Annotated in this window: 10 protein-coding genes; 6 read left to right on the forward strand and 4 right to left on the reverse strand. The window is 71.9% G+C overall.

Features of this window, described 5'->3' with window-relative positions:
• Nucleotides 1-67 precede the first annotated feature (67 nt).
• The gene (locus ACIBG4_RS31795; RefSeq protein WP_397204924.1) at nucleotides 68-6,484 is read left to right on the forward strand and encodes an FtsK/SpoIIIE domain-containing protein; all 6,417 of its coding nucleotides are present in this window, start codon (nucleotides 68-70) and stop codon (nucleotides 6,482-6,484) included.
• Nucleotides 6,485-6,961: 477 nt separating this feature from the next.
• On the opposite strand, the gene ACIBG4_RS31800 is transcribed toward ACIBG4_RS31795, so the two are convergent.
• Both ACIBG4_RS31800 and ACIBG4_RS31805 read right to left on the reverse strand, forming a co-directional pair.
• Entirely contained in the window at nucleotides 6,962-8,335 is a 1,374-nt protein-coding gene (locus ACIBG4_RS31800; protein WP_397204925.1) for a hypothetical protein, read from the reverse strand.
• A complete protein-coding gene (locus ACIBG4_RS31805) occupies nucleotides 8,335-8,715 on the reverse strand; it encodes a hypothetical protein (protein WP_397204926.1) in 381 nt (126 codons plus the stop codon). The genes ACIBG4_RS31800 and ACIBG4_RS31805 overlap by 1 nt, the downstream gene beginning before the upstream one ends.
• A gap of 144 nt (nucleotides 8,716-8,859) precedes the next feature.
• On the opposite strand from ACIBG4_RS31805, the gene eccB reads away from it, so the two are divergent.
• Nucleotides 8,860-10,263 (forward strand): type VII secretion protein EccB, encoded by a 1,404-nt coding sequence (gene eccB, locus ACIBG4_RS31810; RefSeq protein ID WP_397204927.1) that lies wholly within the window; start codon nucleotides 8,860-8,862, stop codon nucleotides 10,261-10,263.
• Here the strand turns inward: eccB and ACIBG4_RS31815 are convergent.
• Nucleotides 10,253-10,756 (reverse strand): hypothetical protein, encoded by a 504-nt coding sequence (locus ACIBG4_RS31815; RefSeq protein WP_397204928.1) that lies wholly within the window; start codon nucleotides 10,754-10,756, stop codon nucleotides 10,253-10,255. The two genes, eccB and ACIBG4_RS31815, sit on opposite strands and share 11 nt — an antisense overlap.
• Nucleotides 10,749-11,255 (reverse strand): hypothetical protein, encoded by a 507-nt coding sequence (locus tag ACIBG4_RS31820; protein WP_397204929.1) that lies wholly within the window; start codon nucleotides 11,253-11,255, stop codon nucleotides 10,749-10,751. The genes ACIBG4_RS31815 and ACIBG4_RS31820 overlap by 8 nt, the downstream gene beginning before the upstream one ends.
• 26 nt (nucleotides 11,256-11,281) lie before the next feature.
• Here ACIBG4_RS31820 and ACIBG4_RS31825 point away from each other — a divergent pair, with 26 nt between their 5' ends.
• The 4 genes from ACIBG4_RS31825 (at nucleotide 11,282) to ACIBG4_RS31840 (ending at nucleotide 13,346) form a co-directional block, all read left to right on the forward strand.
• The gene (locus tag ACIBG4_RS31825) at nucleotides 11,282-12,145 is read left to right on the forward strand and encodes an SseB family protein (protein WP_397204930.1); all 864 of its coding nucleotides are present in this window, start codon (nucleotides 11,282-11,284) and stop codon (nucleotides 12,143-12,145) included.
• Nucleotides 12,142-12,525, forward strand: a complete 384-nt coding sequence (locus tag ACIBG4_RS31830) for a hypothetical protein (RefSeq protein ID WP_310708274.1) — start codon at nucleotides 12,142-12,144, stop codon at nucleotides 12,523-12,525. The genes ACIBG4_RS31825 and ACIBG4_RS31830 overlap by 4 nt, the downstream gene beginning before the upstream one ends.
• 81 nt (nucleotides 12,526-12,606) lie before the next feature.
• Nucleotides 12,607-13,008 carry a YbaB/EbfC family nucleoid-associated protein gene (locus ACIBG4_RS31835; protein WP_310708275.1) on the forward strand — a complete coding sequence of 134 codons (402 nt, stop codon included), beginning with the start codon at nucleotides 12,607-12,609 and terminating at the stop codon, nucleotides 13,006-13,008.
• Entirely contained in the window at nucleotides 13,005-13,346 is a 342-nt protein-coding gene (locus ACIBG4_RS31840) for a hypothetical protein (protein ID WP_397204931.1), read from the forward strand. The genes ACIBG4_RS31835 and ACIBG4_RS31840 overlap by 4 nt, the downstream gene beginning before the upstream one ends.
• Nucleotides 13,347-13,361: the final 15 nt, after the last annotated feature.

The raw sequence follows: 13,361 nt of genomic DNA on the forward strand, positions 1-13,361 counted from the left end.
CAACCCGGAAGCCTAATCTCGCTGCGGGCGCTACCTTGGCGCCGAGATCCGACCGAGGAGACGGCACATGCGGATCATGCTCACCGTGCTCGGCGAACGGGGCGACCGTGACATCGTTCTGGAAGGCGACGACGGGGCCACTGTCGGCGCGGTGAGCGAGGCGCTCGACGGGCGGCAGCCGCTCGCCCAGGTCGTCCGTCTGCCCCGCTCGCGGGCCCCGTACGGCCTCCCGGGCGCGGAGCCTCAGGAAGCGTCCCGCCCGTCATGGGGGCAGGGGCATCCGGCCGAGCCCGGCGGCACGATGTGGCGCAACGGGCGTGCCCTGGACCCCCGGGCTCCCGCCAGGGCCGTGCTGCGCGACGGCGACAAGGTGACGCTCGATCCGCGCCTGGCGCGGCTGACGATCATCGAGGAGCCCGGCGGGGTGGCCGAGGTCCGCGTGGTGGGCGGACCGGCCGCCGGTGCCGTGCACCGGCTGGGCCTGGGCGTCCACGTCATCGGCTCCGATCCCATGTGCGCGCTCGCCGTGGCAGACCCGGCGCTCGCGCCCGAGGCCGTCGTCCTGCGCGTCACGCCCGGCGCGATCACGGCCGAGCCGATCCGTCGCACCGCCCCCGGCCAGGCGCCCCGGCCCAAGCTCAAGGGCCGATGGGCCGACGAGGTCGCCGAGATGACCGCGCGGGTGGCGGAGCGGGAGGCCGCGGCGGCTGATCCCGGGTCGTGGCAGCCGCCCGAGCTCGACGGCCACCCCCTGGCCGGCCCGGCCGACTGGCCTGAGCACGCGGTGCTGACGTGCGGGTCCTCGGTGTTCGCGCTGACGGCGATCGAGCCTCAGGACGCGCATCTGGATCCCCGGCCCGAGGGCGGCGTCGCCTACAACCGGCCGCCACGGCTGCGCCGCACCGACGGCGAGCGCGCGTTCGAGCGGCCCGCGGAGCCGAGCCGGGCGGAGGGCATGCGGCTGCAACTGCTCGCCGCGTTCCTGCCTGCCGTCCTCGGCTGCACGCTGGCGTACGTCCTGCACCAGTGGTACTTCCTGCTCATGGCCCTGATGACCCCCGTCATCATGATCGGCCAGTGGTGGAGCGACCGGCGGCACGGCCGCAAACAGCATCGCAAGGCGCTCAAGGAGTTCCAGCAGCGGCTAAGGGAGTACGAAGAGGTCGTGGAGCGGGCCCGGGCCCGCGACGAGGTGACGCGCAGGTCCGACGCGCCCGACCCGGCCGAGGTTCTGCTCACGGCGACGGGCCCGCGCCGGCGGCTGTGGGAGCGGCGCGTCCACGACCCCGACGCGCTCCGTCTGCGGATCGGCCTGGCCGACCTGCCCGCCGACCTCGACCTCACCGAGGAGCAGGGCGGCCCGATCGACCCGCCGATCTGCCGCGCCGTGCCCGTGGCGCTGGCCATGCGCCGGCTCGGCGTCGCCGGCATCACCGGACCCCGCGACGCGGCGACGGGCCTGGCCGGATGGCTGGTCGGCCAGGCCGCGACCCTGCACAGTCCGCGTGACCTGGCGATCGTGGTGCTGTCCGCCCGGGCCGACGGCGAGCGCCGCTGGGGGTGGGTGCGCTGGCTCCCCCACTGCGCGCCCCGCGGCGGCGAGGACTGCGTGGCCCTGGTCGGCACCGACCCGGAGTCCGCCGCCCGGCGCGTCACCGAGCTGGCCACCCTCATCGACGAGCGGCAGAACGCCACGGCCCCCGAGCTGGGCAAGGTCCCCACCGGCTGGGGCGACGCCGGCGGCTCGGAGAAGCCGGTCTTCTCCACCTACGACGAGCGTCCGTACGACGTCCTGGTCCTGCTCGACGGCGCCCAGGCCCTGCGCGGCCTGCCCGGCATGCCGCAGGTCCTGCGCCAGGGCCCGCGGGCCGGCGTCTACACCCTGGCCATCGACGAGGACCAGCGGCTGCTCCCCGAGGAGTGCGCGACGGCGGCCGCGTGCGGCACCGACGGGTACGTGCGGCTGCGAGGTGGCGGCCTCGACGTCATCGGGCCGGTTCTGGCCGACCTCGTGTCGCCGACCTGGTGCGACCGGCTCGCCCGAGCCCTGTCCCCCATCCGCGACGTGAGCAGGGACGACCCGTCGGGCAACCTGCCCAGCGCGGCGCGCCTGCTCGATCTGCTCGGCCTCGCCAAGCCCACCGGCCAGACGGTGGCCGCCCGATGGCGCGGGCGCGGCTCCACCAAGGCGATGATCGGCATCGGGCCGGACGGGCCGTTCGCGGTCGACCTCGCCCTCGACGGTCCCCACGGGCTCATCGCCGGCACCACAGGTGCGGGCAAGTCGGAGCTGCTGCAGACCCTGATCTGCTCGCTCGCCGTGGTCAACCGCCCCGACCAGCTGACGTTCGTGCTCATCGACTACAAGGGCGGGGCCGCGTTCAAGGAGTGCGTACGGCTGCCGCACACCGTCGGCATGGTCAGCGACCTCGACGGCCACCTGACGCAGCGGGCGCTCGACTCGCTGGCGGCGGAGCTCAGGCGGCGCGAGCGCCTGCTCCTGGCCGCCGGGGCCAAGGACATCGAGGACTACACCGGCGATCCGCTGCCGCGGCTGGTACTGATCATCGACGAGTTCGCGGCGCTGGTGGCGGAGCTGCCCGACTTCGTCACCGGCCTGGTCGACATCGCGCGCAGGGGCCGCTCGCTGGGCATCCATCTGATCCTCGCCACCCAGCGCCCCGCCGGCGTGGTGACGGCCGACATCCAGGCCAACACCTCCCTTCGCATCGCACTCCGGGTCACGGAGCCGATGGAGTCGTCGGACGTCATCGACATGCCGGACGCGGCACACATCTCGAAGACGACTCCCGGGCGCTGCTACGTCAAGTCGGGCGCGAGCGCGGCGACGGCCGTGCAGACGGCCAGAGTGGGCGGCCGGAGTCCCCTGCCCCGCACTCGCCGGCCCCGCCACCTCCTCTCGGCCCCGTCACCCGGCCTTCTCCCGGCCCCGACACCGGATGACGATCACCCAATCCCCGGTGTCCAGCCGGAGAACGGGACGCGGGCCGAGCCCCACGCCCCCCACACCCGGCGAGGCCCCGCCTCCGCCCCCCACTCGGCAGGCACCACGAGCTCGCAGCCCTCTCACGCCAGCCCGGACGCCGGTGGACAACCGACCACCCGCTCCCCCCACCCGCGACCCGACGGCCACCCCTACGACGCCACCGGCTCACCGACGAGCGCCACCCCCACCAACCCCCCACCGGCCAGACCGCACACCGACGGCCGCCACCACGCCCCCTACACCACCCGCACCCCAGACGACCGCCACCATCCCCGCCACACCACCAGCACTCCAGACGACCGCCGCCATGCCCCCCACACCTCACAGAGCCCAGACGGTCGCCCCACCGGCGCAGACGCCGTGCCGACCACTGACGGCTACGGCAGCGGACCACGCCCCCTGCCGGACGACTTCGGAGGCGGCATGCCGAAGGGCTCGTCGGCCGCCGGTGCTCCGGCAGATCCGCACGCTCACACGGCTCTGCCCGGCCCCAGCCACACAGGCGGCGCGGCCCCCGGCACAAGCCGAGCAGACAGCACTCCGACCGGCACACCCGGCGCAGGCGGTGCTCCGACCAGCACGCCCGCCTCAGGCAGCGCTTCTCACAACCCAACAGCACCCGGCGGCGCATCTCACGGCCTGACAGGACACGGCGGCGCATCTCACGGCCTGACGGGACCCGGCGATGCGTATCGCGGTGCAAGCGGGTCGGGCGGCCCCTCGCCGGGTGACCGGTTCCCGGGCCTGGCCTCGCTGCCCCGTACCGACGGCTTGTCCGTGCGCCGTGGAAAGGCACCCGCTTCGGGAGGCCGCCCGCCCAGAACCGACAGCTCGCCACCAGACCGGAGCGGCAGCGGCATCCCCGGTTCCCCGCCACTGACATCCGCGCCTGGGCGGACATCTCCCCCTCAGGACCCCGACTACCTCGGCGCCCCTGTTTTCCCCTACGACGGCGGTTCCGCCTTCCCGCACGACGGCCGTTCCGGGGACGACATGCCCCTGCTTTCGCCTCGCGACCCGCTTGCGCCCGACGACGGCTTCCCGGGAGAGCTGGTGTCATCAGGCGACCCCGCCTCGGCTGGAGTGGCCGGCCGCCTCCCCGGTGAAGGTCTCGGGCGGGACGGACTCCATGAGATCTTGAACATTCTCGGCCCCGCCGACCGGGGAGGACCGGCGAGTGGCGGCGACGGCTTCGGGCCCGATGGCACGGGCGGTAGGTCTGTGGTCGATGGCCCGGGCGGTGGGTCCCTGGTCGATGGCACGGGCGGCGGGTCAGTGGTCGATGGCGGTGGCGGCGGGTTCGGGGCTGCCGACGATGGCCGAGGGAGCATACGGGTCGTCAACGTGGACTGGCGGTCGCTGGGCAAACCGTTGCCCGCGCCTCCGGAGCCTCCGGAGGAGTCGACCGTCACCGACCTGTCCATCCTGGCCGACGCCGTTGTGGAGGCCACCCGGCTGACCGGGGTCCGTCGGCAGCCCAGCCCGTGGCTGGAGCCCCTGCCGACACACCTGGTCCTCGACCAGGTCCACCCCATGACCGGCCGTGCGGCGCCGTACACCGGTCTGAGTCCTCTGCCCGGCTCTCCGGAGACGCACACAGGACAGAGACCCCTGACCGGCCCCCCGCAGACGCACGCAGGACGGAGACCTCTGACCGGCCGTGCGGATGCGGAAGCCGGTTCGTATCGGTCCGGGGTGACGGAGGTGGAGCCGATCCCGTTCGGTGTGGTGGACCGGCCGTGGGCGCAGGACCGCCGGGCCCTCGCGCTCGACCTGCGTCAGGGCGGCCATCTGCTCATCGCGGGCTCGCCGCGCACCGGCCGCTCCACCGCGCTCCGGACGATCGCGGGTGCCATTGCCGCCCAGGCGTCTCCGTCCGACGTCCACGTGCACGCGATCGACTGCGGCTCCGGCGCGCTGCTGCCCTTGATGGCGATGCCGCATTGCGGTGCGGTGGTGACACGCGACCAGCTCGACCGCGTCGAACGTCTTCTCGGCCGCCTCCGCGCCGAGGTGGGCCGCCGCCAGCAGTTGCTCGCGGAGGCCGGACATGCCTCCCTGGCGGAGTTCCGGCTGGCGGGTCATCGTCTTCCGTGGCTGGTGTTCATGCTGGATCGCTGGGAGGGGTTCGTCGCCGCGTTCGAGAGCTATGACTACGGGCGGCTGATCGACGCGGTCCTGCAGCTGCTGCGGGAAGGGTCGGCGGTCGGCCTGCGAGCGGTCGTGACGGGTGACCGGTCGTGCCTCATGGGGCAGGTGTCCACGGTGTTCGACGACCGCCTGATCCTGCGGCTCGCCGATCCGGCCGACTACGGGCTGGCCGGGCTGCCGCTCAAGGGGTTGCCGTCGTCCATGCCGCCCGGACGGACCCTGTCGATCGGCGAGCACGGCATCGTCGAAAGCCAGATCGCTCTCCTGACGGCCGACGCCTCGGGCCCGGCTCAGGTGGGAGCCCTGCAGGATCTCGCGCGAGCGGTGTCGGCCGGTGTTCAAGAATCGCCGGAAGCGATGACACCCCACGACCTGCGGCTGGCGGGACCTGCTCCCGTTCGGCCAGGTCTCCCCGGTCAGCCAGGTTTCCCTGATCGGCCGGCGGGACCTGGCCAAGCGGCGGGACCTGGCCAACCGGGGGGACCTGGCCAACCGGGGGCGGGACACGGTCAGCCTGGGAGCGTTGACGGGTTGTCCGGGACGGTCGAGCCGTCGGACGGCGGAGGCAGACGCCGCCTGAGGAACGCCGGGCAGGCCGCGTTCGCCCGAGGTGCGTGGCTGTGGGAGGGAGAGCCGCCGCTACGGGTCGACGCGCTCCCCATGCGCATCACCGCCGGCGAGGCCGAAGCCCTCGATCCCGGCTTCAGCCCCCCGTCTCCGCTGTGGGCCCTCGTCGGTGCGGGCGGCGACGCGCTGGCGCCGCTCGGCATCGACCTGTACGCGCAGGGCCCGGGCGCGGTGATCGCCGGCCCCTCCCGCTCGGGCCGTTCCTCGGTGCTGGTAACCGCCGCTCACTCGCTCATCGCGTACGGCACACCGGTGGTCGCGATCGCGCCCAGACGCAGCCCGTTGCGCGACCTGCGCGGCGCCGTGGCGGTGCTGGACGGCAACGCCACCGATCTCCAGGAGCTGCTGGCCGAGCACGAGGAGTACGTGGTCCTCGTGGACGACGCGGAGCTGATCAGCCCGGACGGGCCGCTGGGCATGGCGCTGGAGGAGGTGTTGCGGTCCGGGCGTGACGGGGATCACGGGCTGATCATCGCGGGGTCCACCGGTGATCTGACACAGGCTTACCGGGGGTTCGTGGCGGAGACACGCAAGTCGCGGACCGGGGTGTTGTTGTCGGTGCAGAGTCCGGCGGATGGGGACCTGCTGTCGGTACGCCTGCCGCGTGGTGCCGTAGGAGGGCCGCCAGGGCGAGGGCTTCTCGTCACGATGGGGACCATGACCCCCATCCAGGCAGCCCTCCCGGACGGGGAGGTGTAAGGCAAGGCACCCGCGTAGGAGCGCCCGTTGACGGCCGCGTGGTCACAGGGCCACCCCCGGCACACCTACCACCCCGGGGCACACCACCCCGCGGTCGTACCGCCCTCGGCACACCACCCCGCGGACCTACCACCCCGGAGTACACCACCCCGCGGACCTACCACCCCGGAGTACACCACCCCCGCGGTCGTACCGCCCTCGGCACACCACCCCACGGACGTACCACCCCAGGGCGCACCACCCCGCGCACCTACCACCCGGAGCGCACCACCCCGCGGTCGTACCGCCCTCGGCACACCACCCCGCGGACGTACCGCCCCCGCACACCACGCCGCGGTCATACCCAGCGACGTAGCGCCCCGGCACACCACCGCTACGGACGTAACGCCCCGGCAGACCACCCCCGCGGACGTACCACCCCCGGCACACCTCTCCCGCGGTCGTCGCTGGAGCAAACCGCCGCTGGACGGCGGACAGTCATGCCTGTTCGTGGCTGATGGTGTGGCCGGTGGTGTCGTCGGCAGGACCTCCCCATACGTCGTCGACCTCGTGCAGCCAGGTCCCCGTCCCGTCGTTGCTCTCCTCGGGATGGTGTCCGTTCCCATGCATAGGCGGGTACATCGGCATGCCCGATCCGGCGGCGTCGCCGGCCCTGACGCCGGGTGAGACAAGGCCGGCGTAGCGGCCGTCGCCCGCTCCCGTCGATGCTCCTGGCACCACGGTCGGGGTTGCGAGGGTGCGGATCTCCGCCGGGGACTGGGGGTGGGCCGTGGTGTACGGGGTGGCGTTCGGGTTGGTGGGCGTGTCGAACTTGGGCTGCTGGAAGTCCGCGAGCGAGGTGTCGCGCGAGCCCGGGGTGGTCGAGCCCGGGTCCTTGCCGGCATCGGCGTTGGGGTCGGGCACCTGCGGCTGCTGCGGCAGGTTCGGTTGGTTCGCGTCAGGGGTGCTCCCGACGGGACTGTTGGGCGTGGTCTGAGGTGGGGTGGACGGGGACGGGGTGACCGCGCCCGGGTCCTGGACGCCCGCCCCGCCGGGACCGCCGGCGCCGACGCCGCCCGGGCCGCCGTCCTGGCCGGAGCCGGGCACCGTGGGGCTGCCGGCAGTGGGCCCTCCGACGTCGGACGGAGAGAGCCCGCCAGGGACGGGGCCGACCCCGGCGCCGTTAGGGCTGCCCCCTCCGGCGGTCGGGTCGAAGCCGGCAGGGTGGGTGCCGCCGTTCGGGCCGCCGAGCCCCTTGGGGAGATCCGGCTTCAGGAGGCCGAGGTCGCCGGCCGTGCTGGCGTCGATCTTCGGCAGTGTCCTGCTGACATCCGGGGGGAGCAGGTTGTACCACGTCTCGAGGTCGTGGTTGAGCCTCTGGAGATGCTCAGTCGCGACGTCATTGGGGGAGTCGAACCAGGATGTCCCCCCGCCCGTGCCCTTGTCGCCCCCCACGAGAAGGGGAATGCTGTCGTCCCAGCTCCCGAAGACACCCCATCCGTCCGCACCGCCGGTGTTCCCGTACTTCGGGAGGACGGTGCTCCCCAGCGTCTCCAGTGGACGACCCATGTGGTTGAAGCGGCCCGACACCTTCTCGATCGTCTCGTGAAGGGCCTTCAGGGCCAGCTGCGCTTCGACCGATGCCTTGTCACCCCAGACCTGCGACATCCGTACGGCCGCGTCCTCGATCCCCTGCAGGGATGTGGCGAGCATCGAGCCCGCGTTGACGTAGGTGTTGCCCGCCTTCTCGATGTCGGGGGCGGCGTCGCGCATGGCTTTGGAGATCCGCTCCACCTTGTCGGCGGCCTGGGTGCCGTGCACGTAGAAGTCCGCCTTGGCCCGGATCGGGAAGCTCTTCTCGTCGTACTCCATCAGATGCTCGCCGTAAGCCCGGTGTTGCTGGTCTCGACATCCTTCTGCACGCCCGCGCCGGCGTAGATCAGCTCGATGGCCGTCGCGTACTTCTCGATGATCTCTTGGTAAACGAGACCGAAATACTGCTGGCCGTTCTGGAGCGTCTCGATGAACGCCGCGCCGGGCGCGTAGTCGGAATCAACCATCAAGGTCATCGGGAGGGCGTGCTTCGCGAAATCCGTCGGCGTCCCGGCGCCCGTGCCGAGCAGTCGCTTCAGGTCGGCTTCCAGGTCTTTCGCGATGCCCTCGAGCACCTTGGCCTCAAATTTGACCTCGTCTGGCTTGGGCTCCAAGCCCGGCCACGGCCTCTGGGGCCCCTCGCCCGGTGGGTAAGCCATCGTGCACCTCCCATAAGATCCACTAAGCCTGCAACTTACCGGAAAAGGTGAGGTTCAGGGGAGAAGTGGACACATCTGGGGCTGCTTCTATGCTGTCCTGATCGCGGGCGAAACGCGGCGGGACGCCGGAGCAACGGGGGTGGCATGCAGACCAGGAAGGATCTGTATCAGGCGCATCGGCTGATGACCCAACGTCTCGGCATGGCGCTGCTACAGGCTCAACCGGACGTGCCCGAATCCCCGATGCGCAGGCAGAACGTGGCCACGTTCGCGGGTGTGCTCATCGCGGTGCTGCTGCTGGCCGGTTTCGGCATCTGGGGGATGCTCAAGAGCGGCGGTGCGACCAAGCTGACGGACCCGGGGCAGTTGCTCGTGGAGGACGAGACCGGGGCCGCTTATGTCTACAGCCAGAAGGAGCGCAAGCTCCTGCCGGTCGCCAACTACGTCTCGGGCAGGCTTCTGCTCGACGTCGCCGACGTGAAGGTGCGCAACGTGTCGGCCGCCTCGCTGGCCGACTTCCAGCGGGCCCCCCTCGTGGGCATCCCGGGAGCGCCCAACTCCCTGCCGGTCAAGGACAAGATGGTCCACGGGCCGTGGGCGGCCTGCGTGACCGAGGGCAAGGACGCCGCCGGCGGATCCAAGCCGTACGTCACACTCGTGGGCGGCGCGGACGTCGGCGGGCGACCGCTCGGCAGCGACGCCATGGCCGTCCTCGACGAGCAGATGCGCGCCTGGATCATCTGGGCGGACCGGCGCATGCGGATCTCCGCCGAGGGGCTGCGGGCGTTGGGCGCGGGCACGCCGCGCAAGGTGCCGGCGCCCTGGCTCAACGCGATACCGCAGGCTCCCGTGGACTTCCGCGCACCCACGATCGAGAACAGGGGCCGGGCGGTGAGCGGCGGCAGGATCGGCCAGGTGTTCACCACCTCCGCGGTCGCGGGCGGCCAGCCCAGGTGGTACGTGCTCGTCGCGGACGGGTACGCGCAGATCACCAGCACACAGGCGACGCTGCTGCTGAGCGACCCGGAGACCAAGAAGGCGTACGGCAGGCGCCGGGCCGACCCCATCCAGACGGACGCGGCGACGGTGAACGCGTCGCCGTCGAAGGCACAGATGATGGGTGGCAACCTGCCGGAGAACCTGCCGAAGGTGGTGCCGATGCCCGTCGGGGCACCGGTGTGCGCCGTCTACGCCGACACGGCGAAGGGATCGACGCGGGCCAGGCTGACGGTGGGCGCGACGATCGCCATCCAGACGCCCAGGACGAGTGGCGGGCAGGACAGCTTCGACCAGGTACTGCTGCCGCCCGGCAGTGCGGTGCTGGCGGGGTTGCTGCCCGGGGAGGGGCAGATGGCGGCGATCGGCACGTATTACCTGGTCACCGATCAGGGGCGGAAGTTCGAGCTCAAGTCGGCCGACCTGATCGAGAAGCTGGGGTACGACTCGTCGGTGATCGCCCCGCTGCCGGCGAACCTGGTGCACCTGATCCCGGACGGCCCCATGCTCGATCCACAGGCGGCCCTGGCCCCGCTCAAGGTCATGCGCTGAGTTCGTCCAGGTTCTCCTGGTAGAAGGCGACGTCGTCCGCCAGCCGCTCCCCCGTGAACCGCGCCGGGTCCTCCTGCCACGCCTGCCTGCCCTCGCTGGTCCAGAACGCCCCCGCCGGGACCTCACCGGCTCCCGGCGGCAGGAACTTGACCACCTCCATGGTGGCGTCCCTGGCGTACTCCCAGTTGAGCCTGGCGTCGTCGGCCAGGTCATCCTCGCCGGCGGCGACCCCGAGGTCGTCGTGCACGGCCCGGCGCGCGTACTCGAGGGCGATGAGGTACCACTGCCCGGCGTCGATCAGCTCGGACAGGCCGAACCCGAATCGCTCACCGGTCCGGCGGGCCTCCGCCTCGCCGGCGTACGGGATCTCGACCTCGATCTCGCCCGCGGTCATCGTCCACGCCTCGGCGCCCTCCGTCAGCTCCGGCTCCACGTCGCCGGCGGAGAGGTTGACGAAGAGCGCGGCCTCCGTCAGCGTCCTGGCCCTACGCATCGCGGTAGGTGTCCCTCACCACGAGCAGCCGCTCGACCCGGAACCTGCCGGGCTCGGCGGCGTGCACCCGGAGCCCACGGTCGGTCCAGAACGCCTGCTCGGGGACCCTGTCCCGGCCTTCGGAAACGAACTTGAGCACCTCCTCGACCGCGGCGCGCGCCATCGCCAGCGCCCGAGCGCCCTCCTCCGGGTCGGGCGGCACGCTGCTCCCCACCTGATCGGCGACCCACAGCCACTCACCGGCGTCGATGAGCTGGGACGGCTCCGCCCCGCCGAACGTGGGCCAGCCGTGGGGCGCCGTCTCCTGCTCCGGCAGCCCGAACACGTACTCCCGCTCGGCGCCGCAGTCGGCGCAGATGCCCGCGTAGGCGACGGCGAGCTCCTCCGCGACCCCGACCACGCCGCTCTCCCAGGGGGTCTCCACCGATCCGCATGCGCACGGGGTGAGGTCGAGGTGGAGCAGGGCCTCGTCCCGGGTGCGCGCCACTGGCAAAGTCACATGGATCAACCTACTAGGGTGACGCCATGCACGTCGCGAGCTCGTTCGAGGAGGAACTCGGCCGGGCACACGCCCGCGGCGACCTGGCCACCTGCTTGTCCCTGCTGCGCACGACCGCCTTCGCCTGTCCGGTCAGCGATGAGGCGGCGGCGGGCGAGACGCCGGTGCCCTGGCCCACGTTCAGTGACGCCGAGCGCACGTGGGTGGTCGCCTTCACCTCACCGGAGGCGATGGGTGAGTCGGCCGGACGTTTCTTCGTCGTGACCCTGCTGGAGCTGGTGGCCGGCTGGCCGGACCCGTCCTGGGGGCTGGCCGTCAATCCGGGCCGGCCGGTCTGCTTCTACCTGGAGCCCGGCACCATGGCGCGACTCGCCGTGCCGTCTCTGCTGGAGGACGTGGCCCTGGGGCGGGCGTCCCGGGTGCCGGTCATGCAGAAGCTGCTCCGGCCGTTCGACGTCCTCGAACTGCTCACCACGGGAAAGCCGAGGGTGTCCGGTTACTGCCACATCGCGGCGGACGTGGCGCACCTCACGACTCCCGCGGCGCTGACAGAGGCGCTGTTCAGGGATGAGGCGCTGACGCGCGACGGCACGGTGAACATCCTGCGCTGGCCGGCCGTGGGGCTTTCGCTGTATCGCACCCCGTACGGCGGGACGGACGAGGAGAGCATGAAGGCCGTCGCCGGTTGGGTCGTCGAGGAGCCGCCGTTCGGTGGGATGGGGCTCGTGCCCAACGCGCACGAGATGATCCGGGAGTACAAGATCGACGGCATCCTGCTCCCGTACGGGGCGGAGATCGTGGAGCTGGGCGCGGACGGCGAGGAGCGGCTGCGCGCCCAGTTCGACGCCGATCGCGGCAAGTGGCTCGTGCACGAAGAGGATCCCGCGTGACCTACCTGGCGTGCTGGGCGGGAGCCGTGTTCGAGGCGGCGCCGCAGCTCGGCGAGGGCGGCCTGTGGATGCGGCTGAGGAGCACGTCGCCCGCCGACGGGTTCGAGCGGCTGGAGGACGACCTGTACGTCCACGCCGTCCCGGCGGCGGAGTGCGCGTGGGTGCGCCACGTCATCACCGTCTGCATGTGGCGGGGAGCGCCCTTCCTGGTGTGCGCGGAGCGGGAGGACGAGTTGCTCGTCGAGTACGTCGGTGCGCATGTCACCGTGGCGAGGGAGCTTGACCTGGACCGGATCGACCGCGGGGTCCACCGGCTGTGGGTGCGCCGGGCCGAGGTCTCGGAGCTGCAGGAGCTTGCTGTGGAGATTGATAACAAGTAACACCAATGTTAAATCTGCCCCTTTTGTGTGGACTGGTGTTCTTGGTACGTTCACCGAAAGACGCTCTTGGGGGATGTGTCGATGGACGTTGACGCAGCTGGCCTGCAGGCTTACGCCGACGAGCTCCAGGCCCGATTCATGGCACTGCAGAGCGAAGCACTGGATCTGCACGAACGGACCCGCGCGGTCGAGGTCACGGAGAAGTCCGCCAACGGCCTCGTCTCCGCCACCGTGGGGGCCGGCGGCGAACTGATCAGGCTCGACCTCGACCCTCGTGTGTTCCGCGACCCCGACGCCCGAGGGCTGGCCGACACGATCACGGACACCATCCACCGGGCCGCGGCGAAGGCCCAGGACAAAGTGGTGGAGATCTTCGAGTCCGTGGTTCCGGCCGACCAGATGCGCGCTCACCTCGACGGTGACATCGAGACCGTGATGAAGCAGCTGGCCGGGCAGATGGTCGAAGGGGACGAGCGCCGGTGAGGGACGAGGAGGGCGTCGAGATCGCCGAACCCATCTCGACCGGCATCGGGCAGCTCGAAACCCTGGCCGGCGACCTGGACAGCAACTTCCAGTCGGACGAGGCGACGCTGCGCGGGCTGCTGGCGTCGCGAGTCTGGGGCACCGGGCCGGCCGGCACCGCTTTCTTCCAGGCCCTGCAGGTGTTCGGCGGCCCGGAACGGCTGCTGGACGACACCAAGGAGCTCGTGCGGGAGATCGGCAAGACGCCGCAGAAGTTCCGCAAGGCGATCACCCATTCCCTGAGCACCAACGAGGCGGTGGCGCGGCAGCTTGCCCATACCCTTCTCGGCCGCGACTGACGGGAACTGCGGCAG

It is taken from the genome of Nonomuraea sp. NPDC050383, from assembly GCF_044459125.1.
Lineage (GTDB): Bacteria > Actinomycetota > Actinomycetes > Streptosporangiales > Streptosporangiaceae > Nonomuraea.